Consider the following 20,747-nt stretch of genomic DNA (forward strand, 5'->3'; position numbering starts at 1 on the left):
GTTAGTTTTCCTTTTCTGTGGTGTCAGAGGTGCCAGAGGTGCTAGTGCTTTCGGTGGTGTCGCCGTTTGCGGTGGCGTTGATCAGACCGCGAGAGAACTCTCGGCCCCAACGCAGCAGCACAGAGTTCTTCCGCTTCGGCGAGGACAGGCTGCGCAGGTCGCGGGCGAATGCGCCGTAGTCGAACGCGAGCTCATGCGCCTTCAGCAGGTCAACCAACGAGCGAAGGTGCGTTGCGCGCGCTTCCTCGGTCGCGGCGAGCTGCATCGCGTCGAAACGCGGCTTGATGGAGGCGGAGTCGCTCAGCGCAACGAGGCGCCCGCAGGCCTGGGCGAAGGAACGTTCTTCGGTGTGGACGGGTGCTTTCGCGCTTTGCATGTGTCGAGCAAAAAGAGACAAAGCGGTGTAGGCCGCGTACTCGGAATCCGAAAACTCCTTCCCCCGGCGCAGTGGTTCCTCCGGCGCCGGCGGCGATAAGACCAGGAGGGTCTCCTGCAGGCCGAGCGGGTTTTCTTGAAGGGGGCGGGAGCCGTTGGCGCGAAGCCCGGCGAGTACTCCTCGCGCGCTCGCTGCCTCGCGGTCTCCGCTGGCCCCCAGGTACGCCTCCTGGAGGCGTGTGGCGGTGTGGCCGACGGCGAACCGCAGTTGCTGCCCGACGTCGTGCGACGGTTCTGCCGTCATGATGCACTCTCCTTGTGCGTAGAGGTCTTTTTCGGATGGACGAGCGGCAGGTTCTTGCGCAGCCGACGCGCCAGCGCGTCGCGTAAGCCGCCCGCGCTCAGCACGATGGGCTTATCTCCCTCGTTGCGGGGAGGGACCACCCTGCCGGCCAGCGCCTTCGGACCAGCACCGGCGACCAGCTCGTCCGCCTGGAGCTTCGCCTCCGCCAAGACGACTTGCTGCCAGCGCTCTGCCGATTCATCTAGGTTCTCCCAGTTCATTGCGGCGAGCCACTGGTTGAACTGCGGCTCGAGGCGAGCCAAGAAGCGATCCGCTGCGTCGGAGCCGAAGACATATTCTCCGCCGGCCGCAACGTATAGCTGCCCGGCGAACCACCCAATGCTCTCGGCAGCGTCCGTCGTCGCTGTGGCGGCGCTGCGGGCCGTCGAACGTGCTTCTTTGGCCAGCTCGTCGTCCTCGAAGAAGACGACGGGAAGGTTAATGCTTGCACTCACCACTGTCTCGACGACAGAGGCGTTCGACCCGTACCCCATGGACACAATGCGAAGATTAAGAACGTCTCTTTCAATGGTCCCCTCTCTCGCAAGGTCCCCAAGGTTCTCCAGCGTTTTCGGCCGGATGGGTGCCCTAGTCTTGTCATCGAATCCAGGGTCGGATTGAGTTGCGATGAGCGGATCCAGCGAGCGCCACATCGTTCGGGAACGATCGTACTGCTGAGCAAAATAGGCTGAATTATTTTCAGTCGATTTGTTCTTGCTGAACCTGTAGGGCGTCATTGGGTCACCGAAGACGTTTTTCCCAGCGCCAACAATTCGCTCACCCGTCGTAAGTAGACAAGCCGTGACTCTTCCGTCGTTGGGGAAAAGACGTACACGCCGTGCCTGCCACGTAGCCAAGTCCGCCGACCCCTTCGGGACAGCTTCCTCGCGCCCTGCAGACGTGTCCGGTTCGCGCTCCCAGACGGGATGATCGTCGTCGTTTCCGGCGAAAACGGCCTCCTTTGTGGTGTTAAAAAGAAGGGTCTCGAGGAGCGTGGGACGCAGTACCACCGTCCCACCCGTTTGCCCTGTCCAACCAGGTCCTTTCGAATTCACGTTTCCCCTGATGACACGGGGGTCCCCGACGGCCCCAGTCTTGTTGCCGGCGTGGTCGTATGCCTGGGTGTGAATAAGCCACCTCGCGGCTTCTGCGAAAGTGAGCGATTCTCGTGCCTCTCCGGCGCGCAGCGCAAAGTGGTCCTGCGCCAGCTCTGGCACAATGCGCGATATCGGGCTCGTTTCCCCACTCTCCGTATGCAGATCCGCAACCTGCATAAAGGGGGCCACCGGGTCGAAAAGCTCGAACCTATCGCGGTATTTCTCCAGGTACTCCAGGACCGCGTCGTCGCGGCCGTCCTTCGCAAGCCGCTGCCTGGTCTGGGCGAACCACTCGTTCCACTCGAAATCGTCCCTGCCCTTCCTGGTAGCCAGCTGCGGGGCGAGCGCGTCGTGGTGGGCGCGCCAGAAGATGGCCAGCAGGACGCGCAACAGCGCGTAGTCCTGGGTGGGGGAATCGCCGACGATCGAGACCGCCTGGACGGATCCGTCGAAAAGCGAGCGTATTCCCACCGTGTGGGGCGTTCCCACCGTGTCGTGCACGATAATCCACGGGTCATCAACCAAGTTGAATTGCGCTTCTTCCAAGCTCTGGTCCTCCTTTCTTTTTCTTGATTTTTTCTTGCCGTGTGCTTGCTCCCGCCTTTTGAATGGCGGTGCTTGCACCATACACGAGCTCCTAGACACTTTTCAGCGAATCATCGCTCGCAATTTCGATTCCAAGCTCGTCCGTGTAGCGCAAAGTGAAGCGCCCGAGCGTGATCTCACCGTCCGGATCAAGCGGCAATGCGAGCTGTCCCTTCAGCAGGTTGCTCTCCCGCCACCCCACCGGGGTGAGCTCCTCTAGGCCGCCCACTACCGCCTCGAAGTCGCGGTTAAACCTGGTCACGCGGGCCGGAAGGCGGACCGTACTCGAACTTAAGTGGCGGGCAACGGGATAGGAAGGTTCCTCGCTCTCAACGAGAGCGCCGAAATTTCCGCCGCAGGCGTAGTAGACATCGCTCCCCTCTCCGCTCCTGCGTATTGGAATGACCTCCACGGTGGGTTCGGCATCGCGCACCTGGGCGTTCCCCTTTTCCTCGCAGTCAAGCTCAGCTAACTCTGAATTCGGAAGAGAGAAAATGTCGGAAAAGTACTTTGTATCTTCCGGCTCTGGAATCATGAACGTTGCCGCTCGTCCGTGCGCAGTGGAGACGCGCTGGTCGTCCTCGCGCATTGCCTCCTCCCATGCGTCCCGCCACTCGGAAGGGATCTCCGGGCCGTCGGAGTACACGGTACGAACTAGCCCAGCGATGTCGTCGGGGCGTCGGAACGTTTCGGGAAGGTTGGCCAGCGTTGCCAGGAGAAGCTTGCGGCCGTATACGGCAGCCGCCCCGGAATTGAACTGCGGGACCGGACCTCGCTTTACCACGCCGCGGATCAAGACCTGCGGGTTAAGCAGTTTCGCCGGTCGGTCGGAGTCTGGGCGCTTGTGCCTGTGCAGGCGCCCGATGCGCTGCACAATAAGATCCATCGGCGCGATGTCGGTGATGAGCACGTCGGCGTCGATATCGAGGCTTTGCTCGGCGACCTGCGTGGCCACGACGATGCGCAGATGCGGCCTGCCCGAGCCGCGGTGACTCGTAGGGCCCAGCGCTGCGCGGAGCGCGTCCTCCTTGGCCACACGTTGCAACGCCATGAAACCTGCGTGGTGTAGCTCCACGTCCTGCGGGTAGCGTTCCTTAAACTTGCGGTAGGTTTCCTGGGCACGCTCGATGGTGTTGGCGATGATGAGCACGCACCCGCCGTCCACGAGTAATCCCTCAAGCTCAGCCACGAGTTCGCTTAGGGAATCGGGAATGATCCGCACTCGCGCCGCAAGATTCGTGGGCGCAGGCTCCACCGGGATCACCCGCGCGGAGTCTTCCGTTGCCACGGTGATGAGGGGGTAGGCGGCGTCGGGAACCTCGGGGAGCGGTACCTCCGTGTAAGCGCGAGCCAACGCTTGACGACGACTCGGTGGCAGCGTCGCCGACATGATGATAACGCTCGCCCCATAGTACGACAGCCAGCGAATGGTCCGCTCAAGGTAGTCCGACGTGTAGGTGTCGAAGGCGTGCACCTCGTCGAAAATCACGACTTTCCCCGCCAGCGCCACGTGTCGCAGCATGGAGTAGCGCTGCCGCAACGCCATCATCAAGACCTGGTCGATTGTGCCCACGACAATGTTGGATAAGAGCCCGCGGCGGCGTCCACTCATCCACGTGCTGGCCACCACGCTGCCGGCGTCCCCGTGATCGCGCCCGACGCCGTAATAGCGCAAGTGCCTAAAAGGCTCGGAGAGCTGATTCTTCGAGTGCGCGAGGTAGAGAGACGAGACCTCACCGCCCTCTGTCAACCGCGCCGCCCAGTCCATCACGCGCTCGAGCAGTCCGTTCGCCGTCGCCATTGTTGGTGCGGCGAAGTAGATGCCCTGCGCGCGGATCCCCATCGCTTCCGTCGCTGCGAGAGCGGCCTCGGTCTTCCCCGCCCCGGTCTCCGCCTCGAGAATTACTATTGCGGGCCCGTCCAGTGCAGCGGCTGCGCGGTAGAGTTCGCGCTGCACCGTGCGGGGAGAAAAGCCGAAGGACCGGTTGAAGATTTGGTCCGCCGACTCGCGTAGGCCACGAAACGCAATGGGGCCTGTGAGGTCGGTGAGCTCGAGGCCGCGACGCAGGCGCTCGACCTGGGAAGCATCTACCACCATCGGGAAGGCATCCTGATCGGAGGCAATCCAGTCCGCCATGACCACGAGGCCGGTGAGCAGCTGCAGGACGGGCACCCTGATGCGTCGTGCGGCGCTCCCGCACGCCCGCTCTAGCGCAGGTTCCACGCCTGTTAGCTCCGCCATCGCCCCAATAAGCTCCTCGTGCACATCCTTCCACGGCCGGGGGTACCTGTCTAAGGCGCATTTCTCGGTGCTGAGGTCACCTGAGGATGCAACGCCGTGGTGGGCGTCGACAACCTGGCTCAACCGCGGATCGCACCCGTGCGCGGAAAGCCAATTGCCGACGATGATCCCGGAGGCCACGCCGTGTGGGAACGTGCGTAACTCGCGCTCTTTCACGTTCATCTCACCCGGAAGTCCCGCGTCGCGCACAGCCGAGAAAAGAGCCTCGAACTCGGCACGGAAGCCCTGGCACTGAAAGGTGACCGTGGCCTTCCCAACGTCATGAACACCCGCCAAGAAGATGTAGATCGCGCGGACGTCGCCCTCGGGTACCCGCAGCTTGTCCGCGAACCACCTTTTCATCGTGTCCGGTACCCACAGATCGTAGACCGCCGCAGCTGCGCAGGCCGTGTCCAGCAAATGTTGGGGAAGGGTCAAGTGTCCGGTCTCGTCGCCGGATTTCGCCCACAGGGCGCGAGCCTGAGGCGAACGGTCATTCACCCAGTCCTGGGCGGTAGCGGCGAATTCGACGGTGGAAGATGGTAGCTTCATCGTGCTCCTCAATGGGGTGTGAAGTTTGACGCGCGTGCAGCGCTCGCTGGTCATAGACTGAGCACAGCTAGAAGGATCGTAATATCGGCGCGAGGGAGATCCGCATACTTTCGCTGATTTTCTTAGCGGCATTACCCATCCTGGGCAACGCCAAATCAGCCGTCTGCCTCCACCCTAGCTTCCTCCACTCCCACAAACTCCGCACATTACCGGCACAAATCACACCATCTTTCGCGCGGGTGTTAGCCGTCACCAGTGTATCAAGTTCGACGTAGTCTAATGGCAGAATAGCTTCTCCCCAGGCTGAGAGCGTGAGTTCGATTCTCGTCGTCGACTCCAATCGGAGGACCCGTTCGGATGCGCACCATCCGAACGAGACTATTGCTTGTAGCACGGGTTCTCCGGGGCCGTCAGCTTTTCGAGCCATGTCTCTGGGTGCCATGTGGCGCTCCGCGACGGACCCGAGATGCCAAACGCAACCTCTTTCGTACCGTATCAACTGCAGAACTATCACAATGGCGGACACAATCTCCGTCTGGATCGACATCAGCGCTTTTGAGGCTCACGAATACATCGATAAAACCTGCGCCTTCTAGCTTCGATTCCCACTGTTCGTCGGAAACGTTCCAGGTTGCGATGCCTTCCTCGTCGTAAGCGCGTAAGCGATGGAGTTACCGAATGCTTGGCATACTTGCACATCTCCTGTTCCGCGGTGCTCGCTCCCCAGCCCGATTGCCGTCCGTGCCGTGCCCCGCGGCGCGGGCAAGCGGGAAAAGTGCTCGTAGGCTGAGTGTTATGAGGCTCACCTACCTGGAATTTGCGGCCATGATCGCCGGGGGCTTCGCCGCGAAATAGCGTCCCTCCCGAAATTCCCCTTCAACGATCCGGTCTCTTCACCCGACGCACCCCACCCCAGTGCAATACGTGCACGGTTTCACGCTCTACGCGGTAAGCCTCACGTCCAACTCCCGGTGTCTGCGGCACCACAGTTACTGGACGTGGGGTTGGGACTACGGGGGTCGCCGGTCGCGCAGGCCTGACCGGGCTAATCCCTTTGCTGTACGGGCTGGGCGACCTAAACGACCTGGTCGTCGAACTTGCGCAGAAAGTGGAGAAGGTGAACGTTGCCACAGACTTTGACAATGCGGGCATCATCGCGCACTCGCAAAGGGGTCTGCTTACACGGCTCTGCATCGGCACGGGTATGGCTGAATACGTGCGCCGCTTCGTGGCCATCCGACACCGACCCCAGCGGGCTGGCCGAGCGGCTCGAGCCCCTCATAGCCCGGCCGCCCAGACTGGCCAAGGCGTTTGCCGGAGTCGGGGCGCTGCAGCATTTGGCGCTCTACCTTCGTTGATGACAACCCGAACATCAAGGTCTCGGATCCGCACCTCGTGTACGCTTCGATCTACACATCCGGCCGACCGCACCGTCACCTCCTCCAACGCGTCAATCCTGGAAAGCATCGACACCACCACCGACGTGGTGAACATCAACCTGGATGAGGCGTACCCCCTCCCCTTTCCGCCGGTGAGCCACATCCAGCTCACACGGGACCCGCACGTCGCTGAGCTTACGCGGCACCCGCCGCGATCAACTACCCACGCCCTAGCGCCCGCATCTTCCACCCCGCGGCCTGCCAGGCCTCGGTGGGCAGGACGTTGCGGCCGTCGATAATGAGGCGCTGGTCCACGAGCTCGCCCGCGGCGGCCGGGTCGATGTCCCGGAACTGCTGCCACTCGGTGGCGAGGATGACGAGTTCGGCGTTTGTTAAGGCGTCGTCAAGCGAAGATGCGTAATCGAGCGTGGGGAAGACGCGGCGGGCGTTGTCCATGGCCTCCGGGTCGAACACGCGCACGGCCGCGCCGGCGAGGGAGAGCTGGCCGGCCACGGCAAGCGCCGGCGAGTCGCGCACGTCGTCGGAGTTCGGCTTGAACGCCGCACCCAGCACGGTGACGCGCCTGCCGATGAGCGAGCCGAGCTCCTCGCGAGCAATATCCACGACGCGCTGACGGCGCCGCATGTTGATGGCATCGACCTCGCGGAGGAAGGTGAGCGCCTGGTCGGCGCCGAGCTCGCCGGCGCGCGCCATGAACGCGCGGATGTCCTTGGGCAGGCAGCCGCCTCCAAAGCCGAGGCCGGCGCCTAAGAACTTCCGTCCGATGCGGTCGTCGTAACCAATCGCGTCCGCCAGCTGGGTGACATCGGCACCAACGATCTCGCAGACCTCGCTCACCGCGTTGATAAAGGAGATCTTCGTGGCCAAAAACGCGTTGGCGGAGACCTTCACCAGCTCCGCGGTCTGCAGGTCCGTGACAATAAACGGGGTGCCGTTGGCCAGCGGCGTGGCGTAGATCTCGCGGGCAATCGCCTCCGCCTTCGACCCCTCGCGGGTGCCCAGGACCAGGCGATCCGGCTCGATGGTGTCCTTGACGGCGTAGCCCTCGCGGAGGAACTCGGGGTTCCAGGCAACCTCGACCTCCGCGCCCTCGGGCGCTAGCGCGTCAGCGCGCTCCTGCAGCGCCGCGGCGGTACCCACCGGGACAGTGGACTTGCCCAGGATGAGGTGGCTGCCGGTGAGGTGGGGGACGAGATCATCGATCACGGCCTCGACGTAGCGGGTATCGGCGGCATAGGAGCCGCGCTGTTGCGGGGTGCCCACGCCAATGAAGTGCACGTCCGCGAACTCGGCGGCGCGGGCGTAGTCGGTGGTGAAATCCAGCCGCCCGGCCGCGATGTTGCGCTCAACAACCTCCGGCAGGCCCGGCTCGAAGAACGGGACCTTGCCCGCCTTGAGCAGCTCGATCTTGTTCACGTCCACATCCACGCCGAGCACGTCGTGGCCGAGCTCGGCCATGCAGGCGGCGTGGGTCGCGCCGAGGTAACCGGTGCCAATAACCGTCATACGCATGACGCAGAGCTTAGTCGGAGAAGTTCAAATACGCCTTGGATGGAGTAGGACCCCTCTGCCCCTGGTACTTCGACCCCAGCGCACCCGAGCCGTAGGGAGTCTGCGCCGGCGAGGTCATCTTAAACAGCGCGAGCTGGCCAATCTTCATCCCCGGCCACAGCGTGATCGGCAGGTTGGCCACGTTCGAGAGCTCCAAGGTGATGTGGCCGGAGAAGCCTGGGTCAATAAACCCCGCGGTGGAGTGCGTGAGCAGACCCAGCCTGCCGAGCGAGGACTTGCCCTCAAGCCTGCCCGCCAAATCCGCCGGCAGCGTGAACATCTCCAAGGTAGAGGCGAGCACGAACTCGCCGGGGTGGAGGACGAAGGCATCGCCATCTGTGACCTCGACGAGCGTGGTCAGATCCGGCATCTCCTCTTTCGGGTCGATGTGGGTGTAGCGCGAGTTGTTGAACACGCGGAAGAACTTGTCCATACGCACGTCGACTGACGACGGCTGAACCAACCCCCGGTCATAAGGCTCGATGCCGAGGTGGCCCGAATCGACGGCGGCGCAGATGTCTTGGTCCGATAAAAGCACGCCCCTAGTCTACTTCCCTGGGCGTTTTTTATTCCCGCGGGCACAGGTGCTAAAGTGAGCGACACTGCCGGCGTAGTTTAGTGGTAGAACATCAGCTTCCCAAGCTGAGAGTGCGAGTTCGATTCTCGTCGCCGGCTCCACGTAAACCAGTGTTTTTGCAGGTCATGCACCCAGTGGTCATGCAGTAGGTCATGCACCTTCTACTGGCGCGAGTGTACGGCTGCTCGGTGAGATTTGTCCAGGTATCGTGGTCGGCATGGATGAGACAGAGATCCGCATCAAGGTTGTTAATGGCGGCGTTGCGGCTGATGATGTTCATGCCGCGTTGTCGGCGGCTGGTGCACCATTGGCGGCAGAGTTCATGGATCAGGCTTTCACGCGGCTTGGTTCCCTGGCTGGAACTCACGACGTTAAGGACGTGATACCCCTTCTTGTGGAGCAGATTCGCGGCTTGGTGTTCGACATTGCCGGGGCGTTAGCCCGGTTGGAAATGGGTCAGGCTGGAGAAGATGGGCGGGTAATTAACTTCGTCCTGGAGGAAGTTGGTTCCGACGAGGACCACTAGTGTCCGCCATGCGCTTCCTCCTTTCTGCTGGCATGAGTAAACCCCCTGGCCCGTGGCGGTCAGGGGGTTGAGGGGTTTAGATAGGGGCGGCTTCTGTTGCGTAGATGTACAGCTCACTACCCGTGAGAATAGTGCCGACGGTTACCACAATTGGCCCGTTCGTGGTGTACCAGTTATCGATTGGGAAGTTAGTTGAAAATGATATGCCGTTGACGTTTCCGGAAATGCTTTTCGAGCGCACGGCGACGGTGTAGGTTTTGCCTGCTTCGCCGAACGTTCGTGTTCCCGTGGTGGTTATGAGTCCTGCGAAGGTTTTACCCCCCCCCCCGCGAGGGTTCCGATGAGTTGCGTAGTGATAGCCATAAGGTGCTCCTTATACGGGTTGTGTGGTTGGTGGGGTGGTTAGTCGCCGAGTCGGATAGCGATACCGTGGCTATAGGCGGTGTATAAGGTTCCCTTGCCCGTAAGTACCCCGCCTTGTACAAATCGAGTCACCAGAAATGGAACTCTGGGAGGGATCGTGGTTTGTTTCCCTCCCAGAACTACAGTTTGCGGCGAGTCGGCCGAGTTCTCGACTTCCACCTGTACAAGCCAACTTCCGGGGGGCAGTGTGACCGTGATTTCTCTCGTGTTGGCAGTTATGGGGACGTAGTCAACTTTCCCTCCGCCGAGGGCGGTCACGACTGCTGCTGTAATAGCCATGCTTAAACTCCTGTGATTATGTAGAGGTTTTTAGTGTCGGTGTCTAGCCACCAGTCGCCCACCACTGCGCCAGGAATCGACGCGGGTGGGGCACCAGCGCCGGAAAAAAGCGCGGGGCGCTGAGACACGGTCGCTGTATTCGCCTTACCGTCCAGGGCGGACTGTAGGCCCGTCACATTCGCAATGGTGTGCGTGTGCGAGGCGGCGGCTTTGCCTGCTAGTGCGGTGTCGAGTCCTGTGACCTGCGCGGTGGTGTGAGTGTGCGATGCAGCGGCCTTGCCGTCCAGGGCGGACTGTAGGCCGACCACCTGAGACTGCGGGATCGTGCTCTTAGCCAGCACATCCCCAGCCACTTGCCGCGCCGCCCACAGTGAGGCGAGCGTGTGCGGCAGTTCGGTTTCGGTCGCCAGTACCTCCGCGGCCGACGCGTAATTCTGCGAGAGGAGACGGCCCTTGCTGTCGCGCACAGCGATTTTGTTGGCCCTGTCGTATGCCTCACGGATGGGGGTTTCCAAGGCTGGTAGGTCGGTCACCTGTGACATGGTGTGCGTGTGCGCCGATGGTGCGGCCCCCACGTTGGCGGCGGTGAGGTTCACCGCCCCGATCTGCCCATTCACGCTGGTGACCACATCGGTGGGGGCGACAAGCATCACCCACGAGGTGAAGACCGAGGGCGACCCCGTCCCGAGCATGTAGGTCCCCTTATCCGCCCCCGACGTAATCACCGCGACGTCGCCCTCCTGGGCGGGCAGGGCGAGCATCGCAGCGCGGCTAGCCACCACGTGCGGCTTCGTCAACGCAACCGCAGGAAGCTGCGACGTAGGGACAAGGCCACCCACAAGATCAGCCTTATTAGCCAACTTGCCGTCCGTATACCCTTTCGTCGCCACCTCCGCCGGATTCAGCGGATCAGCCGCGTTGATAGTGCCCGATGTGGTGCGACGCGGCACCGTCCCCGGCTTCACATCAGCCGAAACCTCGGACAGTGGCAAGCCCGTCGCCTTCAACGCCTCCGCAGCAGCCCGATCCGCATCCGCCTTCGCAGACGACGCAGACCCAGCAGCCGCAGTCGCAGAATTAGCAGCATTCGTCGCCGACGTCGCTGCAGAGTTCTTCGACGCCAACGAGTGAGCAGCCCAATGCTCCGCCGTCGTCGCCGACCCAGCAGCATTTGTCGCGCTCGTCGCCGCAGCATTCTTAGAACTCGTTGCCGAAGAAGCAGACGACGCGGCACTGTTCTTCGAGGCCAAAGCAGAAGAAGCAGACGACGCGGCAGCCGACGCCGACCCAGCCGCAGCCGTTTCCGACGATTTCGCCGCCGCAGCAGAAGCCGACGCCTGCGACACAAACCCCTCCAACGTCGACCGCGTCGAATTTAACGCAACCAACGCAGCATCCTCCGCCGCCCCCTCCGTCAACTCACGCATCGGAATCGTCGACAAACGAACCTCCGCCCCAGACTCAATCCGCCCCCACACCACAAGATCACCCCCCTCAACAGTGATCCGCCCAATCGACGTGCCCTGCGGCCCACGCACAACCGGCTCAACCAAATTCGCCAACGGAGCCACATTCGTCAAATCCACCTCCCCACCAGGCACCGCATCAAACACCACATCACGAAGCGCCAACGGCACACCCTGCGCCTGCAAACCAGAAAACGACGCACGCCACCGAATCAACGGCGGATTAGACCCCTCCCCACCCGCAAACAACTGCACACCCACACTGCCCCGGTGCATCACCACACCATCAGAAACACGCACCGTCACCGGCGACAACACCACAGTGACAGGCCCCTCCACCGTCTCCACCTGCACACTATCCCCAGCCCCCAGCACAGGCGTGAACGTGACCTGCCCCTGAACCTGCCGAACCTCCGGCACCTGATCCACATCATCACCATCAAGCATGACCGCCCTGATAGCACGCTTCACCGTCGTGAACTGCATACAAGCCTCCCTAAATCCTGCCAGGAAGAGTCCCACACAAAAATCGTTGTCCTACACCGCCACCGATAACTGCCGCACCGACAACTCCGTCAACTCCGGACCAGTATCAGACGGCCACCACCCCGATGCCCCGGAGGTAGTTGACGCATAAGCCTGCGCAAAAACAAAAGACCCGGCCTCCGGAACCGAAACAGTTGTGCGCAACACCAAAGTTTCGTCATATCCGTCATTGCGGCTAGTAGCCTTCGCGGCGCCTATCTCCTGCCCCCCAGGAGCAATCGCCCTCACCCCAATAGCAGTGCTCGTGCCAGCAACGGTATTCCCAGGGGGAAGCGTGACACGCAAGTCCACATCCCAATCACCCGGAGACAAAAACCGCAACCCCATCCCAGACGCACCACCCATCTGAACAGAAATTGGCTCGCACCCAATCAGCCTGCCGCGAACCCCAGAAAAATCAAGCACCTTCCACGTCTTAGCCTCAAGCACATAACTTGATTGGATGTACAGCGCACCGTGGTTGTACAGCGACAACAATTGGATCGACCTGTTCTGCGCAGCATCAATCTCAACCTGCTTCTGCTGAAACTGCGCCGTAATCTTATTAAACTCCCCCTGATCCCCCCACAAACGAGCCTGCAAATCACCGTCATACTCGGCGAAATCAGCCTTCGTCACTGCCTCCGAAATCTCCCCCGCCAACCCCTCCGCACGATCAGCAGTTGCCTTCTGCTGCTGCATCAGCTGCTCCATCTCCGGACGCTTCGGCACCACGTCCGCCAACCGGAAAAACAAATCCGGGCGAATCCCGAACGTATCGGCCCGAGTCAACGAATTGTGCGGATTAGGCCCACCACCCTGCGGAAACCCATCCACCTGTTCCGACGGCACAAAATCAGGATTAGTCACAACAAACCTCCTACACGATCACCGCAGGCATCGCCATGAACGTCAACCCCGCATTCTGACGAGTGAAGTCCCACCGCCCCACCGACCCGTAAACCTTAGACATGACAACGTAAATCGTCGTCGCCGTATTCGCCTTCACCACCCCATACGTCGAACCAGGCACGACCTGGCCAGTCGACCACGGGTGCAAAGAAACATGCTGCAAAATGAACCCATTTCGCACGCCAACACCATGCCCCACAATGTCACCACGCTGCGCATTCCCCACACGCACATCAACGTTGCACTGAATCCCCAAATCAGTCTGCCACTGCAAATGCCCACCCAACACAACAGGACGCCAATCAAACGGCAACCCCGGCACCGTCATCGACCCAATCAGCTTCTCCGACAGGTCACTCGAGCCAATCAGATCCTGCGAGAACGACTGAAAATCATTCGGCCCCATCTGGAACGGCCCAATCGGAGCAAGGACGTTCCGTGGAGCCCACTTCGACCCGTTCCACGTCAATGCTTCGCCGACGGCTGGGGGGCGGGACACATCGACGTCCGGGGAGGAGGACACGTTCGACGCGGTCCCCGTGTCCCCCTTCTTCCCCGGAGGGCCGACAGGTCCCTGCGGCAGGGTGAAGTCTAGGACGAAGGTGTCCGGCGTTGAGGCGGCCTGGTTCACCGAGACGGCTGCATCACCGCCGGGCTCCACCTTGCCGATCTGCACCCGCGGTGTCACGCCGGGTTCGCCGCGCAAACCAATAAAGTTGGGTATCTCAAAGTAGTCTGCGCCGTCCCACACCCACAGAGACTTGCTCGTGGTGTCAGGGAAAGCCGAACCCCGGTCGACATCGCGGAGGTTGGTGGGGAGTTGGTTTCGGTTGGTGATGAGTTGGCGGAACCAGAATCCGGGGCCCGGGTCGCCCTTGTCGCCTTTCTCGCCGCGGAGCCCGCGGGGCAACTCGAGGTAGGCGGCTTCGGGGGTGACTTCGATGATGGCTCGTTGCGTGGCCATGACGTCTTCGGTGTCGACCCATCGAAGAATGAGCTTTGTCTCGAGGTCATGGTAGGTGGGGACGGTCACTGTGGCTCCTTTTGTGTCTAGACGTGGTCTATTGGAGCGTGCGGATCGGGTTGTCCGTGTGGGTGCGCCCCGCGGGGCCTGGGGGGTGGCGTTCCGCGGGGCGCTGTGGTGTCCGACCTGGGGGGTGGTGCGGACAGCGTCGAGGGTAGCACGGGTGGGCCATACCTACACTACCCCCGTTTTTACCCCCGTTTGCTACCGGGCTTGCCATATATAGGACGCTAGGCTAATGTTAGTGGTGTCAGCAAGACAAGCCCACAGGAAAGGAACCAACACCATGAAGATCTACACCTCCATCCAGGACTACATCACCGAGAACATCTACAACGGCGGGTTTGACCACCCCATCACCGACGACCAGGCCGAGGACATCGCTCGCGAAATGCTCGTCTGGCACGACGAAATCGACGACCGCGGCAACATCAACCTCAACCGCTCCGGCTTAGTGGAGCGCGAAGGTGTCGACTTCTGGGACGTCGTCTCCCGTATCTGCTTCGAGGACTAATCCCACCCCCATCGTGCTACCCCACTGCGGTGGGGCATTCCCCATAGAAAAGGACCTATCACCATGACCACAATGCACGACCTCGCACTGCGTACCGCCGGGGCGCTCGGCATCACCGACGACGCCGCCCACGCCGCGCTCGAGACCTACCGCGACCAGATCGAGGCCCTCGAAGGCCGCACCATCGACCCGGACGACATCAGCGACGATGATGCTGGATTCCTCACCGACGCGGTGAGGGCAGCGCAGCGCTCCGGGGACCTCGGTGCCCGCGAGACCGCTGCCCTGGAGGAGGCGGCAGCGGATTTCGCCCGCGCCTCCGACGACCTCGAGACGGCCCGGCAGGTGCGTGACGCCGCGATCCTCACCGCCGCACGAGCAGGGGTGAGGCCGAAAGACATCATCGAAATCACCGGCCTGTCCCGCGCACGCCTCGACCAAATCAGGCGGGCATGATGCCGTGGTCTCCGCATGATTTTCCGTTCCTGGTCGAGCGGGCGCGCCGCTCCTACGCGAGCCTCGCTGACTTTTGGGCCGCGCAGGATGTTGATCGGGCCGACGATTATCGGGTGTTGATGGAGGATTCCGCGGCCATGCTCGCCTCGGCCCCCTTGTCGTGGATCGAGCGTGATTTCTGCCAGCTGGTCGCCGACATGTCCGCCCGGGTGCCGGAGTGGACACCATCGGCGTGCATGCCGGGCGACATTGGGCTGGTCGGATTCCACGATCCGATCATGGAGGCCCCCTATGAGCACGCCGACGACGACGAGGTGAGCCGTGTTCCCGTGCGGGTTATCGGATGGAGAGCAGGCGCGACGCACGTCCGATTGACGGCCTGGGCATGGGCTGGAGACGTCCCGCCTGGTGCGCGCTCTCCCCTGCGGAGCGATCTTGACCTTGAGGAGCTGATGGGTCTCACGATTCCGCGTGAGGCTGTGATCGACGGTGGCATCGAGCACGTGCGAATGCTGGGGACCTCTGACGAGCAGGTCTACGCCACCCCGGCGGGTGAGCTGCAATCCATCGTCGGGGCGCTGTGGCTGCTCATGACGCAGTCGCGTGTCGTCGCGGAGGGCCCGGCGGTGGTTGCGAGAGTGAAAAAGCCTGCGGGTGGGAGACTGGTGAAATCTCCGGTGCGGGTGTCTGTGCGCACCCTGGTCGCCGCACCTGCCACACCTGGGAGGGGTGGGGAGTCGGGGAGGAAGGCGAGCTCACGCTGGTGGGTGCGGGGGCATTGGCGACAGCAGCCGTGGGGGCCGGGGAGGGCTTTCCGGAAACCGGTTTTCATTGCTCCGCACACGGCTGGGAATCCTGACGCTCCGGTGGATGAGCGGCCATCTGTGCAGGTGTGGAGGGAGAAATAACCCCGCTACCCCCGTTTACTACCCCCGTTTGATAGTCGGCTTGCCATGTATAGCGCGATAGACTAATGTTAGTGATGTCAGCAAGGAAGACACCGACCGAAAGGACCAACACCATGAAGATCGTCACCATCGCAGCCGGATACGCCCACATTTTCCGCGACTCCGCCAAGGACCTGTACCCGGAGCCCATGAACATCAACTTCGCAGGCGAGGTCGAGCGCACCAAGAACGGAATGTGGAAAGCCATCCCCAGCACCGCACTCGGACAAGTTCGACGCTTCCCGACCTACGCCACACGCCGCGAAGCAGCCGAAGCACTGGCCGACGGAAACATCACCCTCTAGAAACGCAAAAAAGGCCCCCCACCCATCACGGGTAGGGGGCTTTTGCGTCGCAGATGCTTCGCGGTGCTTTACTCCCGCTGTGGCGGATCCCCAGGGCGGCGCTTCCTGTCAATCACCCACTGCGTGAAACGCGGCGGTGCCGGGGGCGGCGGCAGCTCGTGGCCATTCTCAATCGCCCACTCTGCAACGTTCCGCGCATGCCGCGCCTGCAACAAAATGTACTCATCGCGCAGCGCGATCTCGTCCTCCTGCACCTTCAGCCGCTCCTCCATGCGGCGCATCCGATCCCGGATAGGGGCGAGCTCCTCCTCGACACGGCGTTTCACCGCGGCGTCGATGGCCTTATCCAGATCCTCGGCGCGCTCCACCTCACGGAGCTGGCGTGTCTGCCACCAGCGTGACGCGGCACCGAGCACACCAGGCAGACGGCCCGCTGCCTTGGAAAAGGTCAGCAGCATGGGGGTGATGATGACGATGATTGTCAGCCACACTGGTGCGCCAGCGGCGACGAGTTGGTCTACGGCTGTTTCCACATGCGGCCTCCTCCCCGTGTCCTCCGGATGTCGTCTTGTGCTGCGAGCTGCGCGGTGCCCACCGCGATGATCGCGTGCAGCGCGGCGAGGCCGAGCAGCACGGTGGCGTTGCGCAGCCCATCGAGGCTGATGGTCACCGCCCCGATGAGCAGTGCGGCGCATACTCCCCCGAGGACGGTGTTCGTCAGCTCGTGCGGGTGGTGTCTCGCCCCGATGATGGCGATGGTGGTCGCGCATGCGGGGATGATGAGCAACCAGGTTGGCTGCCCACCGGAGTGCTCGGAGCGTGCGAGTACGTCGAAGACGATGCCGACGCCGACCGCGGCGTAGAGTCCGGCCAGGGCGGTGTGGCCTGCGACGATTCCCGCGGACCAGCGCCACGCCATCGCGCAGAATGCGACCGCAGCCGCGGTGGTGAACAGTAGCCCCCAGAGCCACATCGGTGCAGCCTGCTCCACGGCACCCAGTCGGCGGGCTGTGTCCTCGGATTCGCCGGTGCCGTAGTCGAGGCCGCGGATGATGGCGATGGCGAGCAGCGCCACCTGGGCTGCGAGGGCATTCCCGGGGATCAGTGCCCCTGGTGTCCACTGTGCGCGGCTCATGTGATTACTCCCCCGCTGGTGTGCTTGAGCCGAGCGTGTAGGCGGGCCCGCCGGTCGAGTGCTGGGGGGTGTGCTCGGTGGGTGCAGAGGTGCCACCAAGGGTGATTTGTGCCTCCAGGCGGGGAGCCATCGACGGGGTGATACCGTCGCGGGTGAAGCGGTTAATGAGGAAGCCCGCGGCGGTGGCAACAATGGTCAGCACCGTGGCTGCCTGGGTTCCCGCCAGGTCAGGAGATGCCGCGAGCTGCGCGATGATGGACACAAGGCCGCTTCCGACGATGATGATGGAGGCCTTGTACCGCAGCCAGAAGGGCTGCGCCTTAACCTCACCGTGTACTGCGCTGGTGATCTGGGACATTGTTTAGCCTACCTTTCGCCCAAGGGTACGGAGGAAATCGACGACGGTGAGCCACTGGCCCCGGTCATTCACACCCAACTGGGGCCAGCCGCGGCCACCGTTGGGGTTGCGTTGCTCCACCGGCCAGGAGGACTGCTCCGGGCCGATGAGCTGGTCTTCGACGAGGTGGACTCGCCGCTCAATCTCCGTGAGTGCGGTGAGTACCTGGTCGAGTTTTTCGACGGCGGCGCGTGAGTCGAGTTTCGCCTCGTTGAGCGCGCCAACCTGGTCTGGGCCGAAAAGGGCCATGTCATCTTCCTCCTGTGTGATTCTGGTTGAACCCCGTGCGGGGGCGGTTGAATATGCGTAGCCTTTCGGCGGAATAAGGCTTGCGAGCTGGTCGAATTGAAATCCAGTAGCCGTAGGGGGTGAAGCCGGAGTCGGCGACCCATACGCGGCGGCCTCCCCCGTCCGAGTAGCCCATGAGTGCGATGTAGTGGTAGACGGGTGCCGCCCCGGTAGGCGGGTGATTGTGTGGATGGGGCAACCGCCCGCGGGTAATTGCTGGGCGGGGCGACGATGTTCGCCACCACCCCGTACCCGGCGTCGATGGATGCCACAATGTCACGCCCACAGGCGCTCCTTCTGCTCCCCGCTCGGCGGATCATTCGGCATCTCCACCGACCTGTACCCTGCCCCCGGCAGATGCCGGTTGAGCACCGCGGGGAAAAGTCCGATCCAATCGGTGCCGTTCGTTGTGGTGCCCAGCTGCGCGGCGAGGTCACGCTCTGCAATGACTCTGCCGGTGGCTGACCGAATGATGGTCTGCGACGACGCTGGGCCGCAGTAGTAGAAGGTGTCTTGAGTTACTTGATCTCGGGAGTAGTCGAGAACTTTTTCCACGGGTGGTTTACCTCCATCGGGGAGTAGTCGCGCCCCGTAGGTCAGGGCACGCTGGTATCGGGCACGCCTATCGGACAGCCCGTTTAGGCCGCCGTTGATGGCGCGGGTGACGCCCTCCAGGTCGCGCCGGTCACACAGCGAGTTGATTTGGGGGCGGGCCGCGACCCAGTAGTAGGAGGCCGCGAGGAACCCCCAGTGCGGCTCCTCCAGGCGCTCCGGGTTGGCCTCGAAATCAATGGTCGTGTGCCCGTTTGCCTGCGCCCACCGGGTGAATGCGCGGTAGTTATTCCGTCCGGTGAGCTGGATGGGTCCACGGCCTGCGTAGCGCACCCCGTCCCCCGGGTAGATATTGCCGAGGTCACGGCGTCCCTCATACTCTGCCCCGCTGGCGATTTCGCGCATGTATTTCAGGCCGACGGACTCGTGCCCGAGCTGCGCAGCGAACATAGCGGCACGCTCCACGGTGGTGACGTTCGCTGCGCGCATAGCGTTGTTATAGCCGTCAATCAACCGCGTGTAGCCGCCGTCCGGCAGGGTACTCCCCATCACCTCACGCAGAGTCTGTGCGTCCATGCGCCTCCTCCTCTCGGCACTCTCGCCCTGTAGCCACATCGGCCACTCAATGAATCGACATGCACTCTCCCCCGCATAGCGCGTTGTCCTACGTTGATAGGCCCAAATCCCTAATCGTCGCCCCGACCCGGTTAATACCCTCCACCATCTTCAAATACGGGTTCGAGGTGTTCTTCTTCTTCCCCACCCGCGGCGTCACCCGCGCACGCGCCCCCACCGCGTCACTAATCTCAACAGCCGTCACAATGTCCGACAACGTCACCCCAGACAGGTGCTCATGAATCTGCACACGATCACCCACACGGTAGCCGTGGATCGGCTTGCCATTCCTCGCCACAGCGTCATCACCGAGGATTTTCGACCTGCCATCCACCAAGGTCATTTCAATGGTCTGGCCTCCCTGCGCGTCCAGCAGGGCTCGCTCGGCCAACGCCGCCGTGTCGTACGTGAAGACACCAGCGCTCGAACTAGTGAACGATTCACGCAAATGGAAGGGCCCCTCGGCAGCACGCCGCTTCACATCCACCCTGTCAGTGAACGCAAAAATCGTATCCTCCGTCTGCGCCCGCAAGACACCACCAGCGATCGCACCAACAATCGCCCCGGTCGCCATCCCCACAGGACCTGCCGCGGCACCCAACGCGGCCCCAGCAGCAGCCCCCACACCACCAGAAACCGCCGTCGTAATGCCCTGGACAGCAATGTCGATACCAGCCCCCACAAGCTCCCCAACCCACTCGTCTGACTTCCCCCCGACAACAGCTCGCACAGGGCCAGCTGCTTTCCCAGACAAGGTCACTGATTCGACCTCACCAGAACTCGTAGAGAACCGCACATGCTGCCGGTCACGAACCGTCGTGACCTGGATAAGCAACCCTGGGCTCGTGGGAGTGAACATTCCAGGTTGATCCGGGTTCATAGCGTTATCAGCCTCTGCCCGACGGATCCTCGCAGAATTCTCCCCAACCTCGAGGGTCTGCTCGGTGATCTCCGCGTCCGGGTCGAGGCGGGAGACTTCGAGCCTGGTCTGCTGCTCGATATTCAGGGGGACGAATTTCCCGTCGGGGAACGGTTGACCAGGCCACCACATGCGGGCGACAAGACCATAGTCATGCTCGTCAAGAACGTCACGCAGAAGATCGGGCAGGTACGTCATCCGCGCCGACGCGTCAACCTTCGGAGACTTGTCCTTGTTCTTCGGAGGTGGCAGGAACACGTAGGCTGGCAGGTCAGTACGTGCAAGGTTTTCCGCAAGATAGTGGTAGACAACCTGCATAAGCGGCCCTGTCTGGTAGTCACGCTTTTTCTGCACAGACAACCCGATACGCGGCGAGGAAAAGGCCAGGAGATTCGCCAGCTGGAACTCGTCGGAAATGAGGCTCACAGTGAGTGTTTCACGCCCAGGTTTCCCCGCGGCAACATAGGAGTGGACCCGGCCTGTCCACAGCCAGCCGTTGTACTCTGCGGTGACGGGAACAACGTCACGATCTGCTTGCATAAGACGTGGGGCGAGTGGATGGTTAGCCTCCACAACGAGCTCGCCCGTCCCGGCGGTGAACCCGAACTCCTCGGTGAACTTCGCGGAAATGTAATGGCCGATCCGCTTCGATTCCGTGTAGGTGTTGTTGTGAACTGTGATGTTGAGCGGGTTCGTGCCCATG

19 protein-coding genes and 1 tRNA gene are annotated in these 20,747 nt (G+C 62.3%); 6 read left to right on the forward strand and 14 right to left on the reverse strand.

Features of this window, described 5'->3' with window-relative positions; genetic code table 11:
- Position 1: 1 nt before the first annotated feature.
- The 5 genes from casB to dcd all read right to left on the reverse strand — a co-directional run bounded on the left by casB (position 2) and on the right by dcd (position 8,722).
- Positions 2-679, reverse strand: coding sequence for a type I-E CRISPR-associated protein Cse2/CasB (gene casB / locus C3E79_RS09955; RefSeq protein ID WP_108404764.1), 678 nt, complete (start codon positions 677-679; stop codon positions 2-4).
- Positions 676-2,442: a type I-E CRISPR-associated protein Cse1/CasA gene (casA, locus tag C3E79_RS09960; protein ID WP_108404765.1), complete on the reverse strand. Its 1,767-nt coding sequence runs from the start codon at positions 2,440-2,442 to the stop codon at positions 676-678. Before casA ends, casB begins: the two co-directional genes overlap by 4 nt.
- Before the next feature lie 10 nt (positions 2,443-2,452).
- Positions 2,453-5,233, reverse strand: a complete 2,781-nt coding sequence (gene cas3 / locus C3E79_RS09965) for a CRISPR-associated helicase Cas3' (protein ID WP_158268501.1) — start codon at positions 5,231-5,233, stop codon at positions 2,453-2,455.
- A gap of 1,598 nt (positions 5,234-6,831) precedes the next feature.
- A complete protein-coding gene (locus C3E79_RS09975) occupies positions 6,832-8,145 on the reverse strand; it encodes a UDP-glucose dehydrogenase family protein (RefSeq protein WP_108404766.1) in 1,314 nt (437 codons plus the stop codon).
- 10 nt (positions 8,146-8,155) lie between these two features.
- On the reverse strand, positions 8,156-8,722 hold the full coding sequence (dcd, locus tag C3E79_RS09980) for a dCTP deaminase (protein ID WP_108404767.1): 567 nt from the start codon (positions 8,720-8,722) through the stop codon (positions 8,156-8,158).
- A gap of 66 nt (positions 8,723-8,788) precedes the next feature.
- On the opposite strand from dcd, the gene C3E79_RS09985 reads away from it, so the two are divergent.
- Both C3E79_RS09985 and C3E79_RS09990 read left to right on the forward strand, forming a co-directional pair.
- Positions 8,789-8,862: transfer RNA gene (locus tag C3E79_RS09985), tRNA-Gly, on the forward strand.
- Positions 8,863-8,978: 116 nt separating this feature from the next.
- Positions 8,979-9,287, forward strand: a complete 309-nt coding sequence (locus C3E79_RS09990; RefSeq protein WP_108404768.1) for a hypothetical protein — start codon at positions 8,979-8,981, stop codon at positions 9,285-9,287.
- A gap of 704 nt (positions 9,288-9,991) precedes the next feature.
- On the opposite strand, the gene C3E79_RS09995 is transcribed toward C3E79_RS09990, so the two are convergent.
- From C3E79_RS09995 to C3E79_RS10005, 3 genes are read right to left on the reverse strand one after another with little or no spacing between them, the layout of a single operon-like run.
- Positions 9,992-11,941, reverse strand: a complete 1,950-nt coding sequence (locus C3E79_RS09995) for a phage tail fiber repeat family protein (protein ID WP_108404769.1) — start codon at positions 11,939-11,941, stop codon at positions 9,992-9,994.
- 51 nt (positions 11,942-11,992) lie between these two features.
- Positions 11,993-12,850, reverse strand: a complete 858-nt coding sequence (locus tag C3E79_RS10000; RefSeq protein ID WP_146183400.1) for a hypothetical protein — start codon at positions 12,848-12,850, stop codon at positions 11,993-11,995.
- A gap of 10 nt (positions 12,851-12,860) precedes the next feature.
- Complete coding sequence (locus C3E79_RS10005; RefSeq protein ID WP_108404771.1) at positions 12,861-13,925, reverse strand: phage tail protein; 1,065 nt, start codon at positions 13,923-13,925, stop codon at positions 12,861-12,863.
- Positions 13,926-14,202: 277 nt separating this feature from the next.
- On the opposite strand from C3E79_RS10005, the gene C3E79_RS10010 reads away from it, so the two are divergent.
- From C3E79_RS10010 to C3E79_RS10025, 4 genes are all read left to right on the forward strand, one after another.
- Positions 14,203-14,430, forward strand: a complete 228-nt coding sequence (locus C3E79_RS10010) for a hypothetical protein (RefSeq protein ID WP_108404772.1) — start codon at positions 14,203-14,205, stop codon at positions 14,428-14,430.
- A gap of 63 nt (positions 14,431-14,493) precedes the next feature.
- Positions 14,494-14,886 (forward strand): hypothetical protein, encoded by a 393-nt coding sequence (locus tag C3E79_RS10015; RefSeq protein WP_108404773.1) that lies wholly within the window; start codon positions 14,494-14,496, stop codon positions 14,884-14,886.
- Positions 14,883-15,794, forward strand: coding sequence for a hypothetical protein (locus C3E79_RS10020; protein WP_146183401.1), 912 nt, complete (start codon positions 14,883-14,885; stop codon positions 15,792-15,794). Before C3E79_RS10015 ends, C3E79_RS10020 begins: the two co-directional genes overlap by 4 nt.
- 113 nt (positions 15,795-15,907) lie before the next feature.
- The gene (locus C3E79_RS10025) at positions 15,908-16,138 is read left to right on the forward strand and encodes a hypothetical protein (protein ID WP_108404775.1); all 231 of its coding nucleotides are present in this window, start codon (positions 15,908-15,910) and stop codon (positions 16,136-16,138) included.
- Between the two features lie 68 nt (positions 16,139-16,206).
- On the opposite strand, the gene C3E79_RS10030 is transcribed toward C3E79_RS10025, so the two are convergent.
- The 6 genes from C3E79_RS10030 to C3E79_RS10050 form a co-directional block, all read right to left on the reverse strand.
- Positions 16,207-16,671: a hypothetical protein gene (locus C3E79_RS10030; RefSeq protein WP_108404776.1), complete on the reverse strand. Its 465-nt coding sequence runs from the start codon at positions 16,669-16,671 to the stop codon at positions 16,207-16,209.
- Complete coding sequence (locus tag C3E79_RS10035; RefSeq protein WP_146183402.1) at positions 16,656-17,273, reverse strand: hypothetical protein; 618 nt, start codon at positions 17,271-17,273, stop codon at positions 16,656-16,658. The genes C3E79_RS10030 and C3E79_RS10035 overlap by 16 nt, the downstream gene beginning before the upstream one ends.
- Positions 17,274-17,277: 4 nt before the next feature.
- Positions 17,278-17,631, reverse strand: coding sequence for a hypothetical protein (locus C3E79_RS10040; protein WP_108404778.1), 354 nt, complete (start codon positions 17,629-17,631; stop codon positions 17,278-17,280).
- A 3-nt stretch (positions 17,632-17,634) separates the two neighbouring features.
- Entirely contained in the window at positions 17,635-17,919 is a 285-nt protein-coding gene (locus C3E79_RS11480) for a hypothetical protein (protein WP_179948256.1), read from the reverse strand.
- A gap of 315 nt (positions 17,920-18,234) precedes the next feature.
- Positions 18,235-19,086: a hypothetical protein gene (locus tag C3E79_RS11650; RefSeq protein ID WP_244280433.1), complete on the reverse strand. Its 852-nt coding sequence runs from the start codon at positions 19,084-19,086 to the stop codon at positions 18,235-18,237.
- Between the two features lie 88 nt (positions 19,087-19,174).
- Positions 19,175-20,746, reverse strand: coding sequence for a Gp37-like protein (locus tag C3E79_RS10050; protein WP_108404779.1), 1,572 nt, complete (start codon positions 20,744-20,746; stop codon positions 19,175-19,177).
- Position 20,747 lies beyond the last annotated feature (1 nt).

Source organism: Corynebacterium liangguodongii (assembly GCF_003070865.1).
GTDB classification, from domain to species: Bacteria; Actinomycetota; Actinomycetes; order Mycobacteriales; family Mycobacteriaceae; genus Corynebacterium; species Corynebacterium liangguodongii.

What these genes read in the sequence shown, in the direction of transcription:
- casB (WP_108404764.1), bottom strand. Translation starts at nt 679, where the DNA reads ATGACGGCAGAACCGTCGCACGACGTCGGGCAGCAACTGCGGTTCGCC.
- casA (WP_108404765.1), bottom strand. Translation starts at nt 2,442, where the DNA reads ATGGTGCAAGCACCGCCATTCAAAAGGCGGGAGCAAGCACACGGCAAG.
- cas3 (WP_158268501.1), bottom strand. Translation starts at nt 5,233, where the DNA reads ATGAAGCTACCATCTTCCACCGTCGAATTCGCCGCTACCGCCCAGGAC.
- C3E79_RS09975 (WP_108404766.1), bottom strand. Translation starts at nt 8,145, where the DNA reads ATGCGTATGACGGTTATTGGCACCGGTTACCTCGGCGCGACCCACGCC.
- C3E79_RS09990 (WP_108404768.1), top strand. Translation starts at nt 8,979, where the DNA reads ATGGATGAGACAGAGATCCGCATCAAGGTTGTTAATGGCGGCGTTGCG.
- C3E79_RS09995 (WP_108404769.1), bottom strand. Translation starts at nt 11,941, where the DNA reads ATGCAGTTCACGACGGTGAAGCGTGCTATCAGGGCGGTCATGCTTGAT.
- C3E79_RS10010 (WP_108404772.1), top strand. Translation starts at nt 14,203, where the DNA reads ATGAAGATCTACACCTCCATCCAGGACTACATCACCGAGAACATCTAC.
- C3E79_RS10015 (WP_108404773.1), top strand. Translation starts at nt 14,494, where the DNA reads ATGACCACAATGCACGACCTCGCACTGCGTACCGCCGGGGCGCTCGGC.
- C3E79_RS10020 (WP_146183401.1), top strand. Translation starts at nt 14,883, where the DNA reads ATGATGCCGTGGTCTCCGCATGATTTTCCGTTCCTGGTCGAGCGGGCG.
- C3E79_RS10025 (WP_108404775.1), top strand. Translation starts at nt 15,908, where the DNA reads ATGAAGATCGTCACCATCGCAGCCGGATACGCCCACATTTTCCGCGAC.
- C3E79_RS10035 (WP_146183402.1), bottom strand. Translation starts at nt 17,273, where the DNA reads ATGAGCCGCGCACAGTGGACACCAGGGGCACTGATCCCCGGGAATGCC.
- C3E79_RS10040 (WP_108404778.1), bottom strand. Translation starts at nt 17,631, where the DNA reads ATGTCCCAGATCACCAGCGCAGTACACGGTGAGGTTAAGGCGCAGCCC.
- C3E79_RS11480 (WP_179948256.1), bottom strand. Translation starts at nt 17,919, where the DNA reads ATGGCCCTTTTCGGCCCAGACCAGGTTGGCGCGCTCAACGAGGCGAAA.
- C3E79_RS11650 (WP_244280433.1), bottom strand. Translation starts at nt 19,086, where the DNA reads ATGGACGCACAGACTCTGCGTGAGGTGATGGGGAGTACCCTGCCGGAC.
- C3E79_RS10050 (WP_108404779.1), bottom strand. Translation starts at nt 20,746, where the DNA reads ATGGGCACGAACCCGCTCAACATCACAGTTCACAACAACACCTACACG.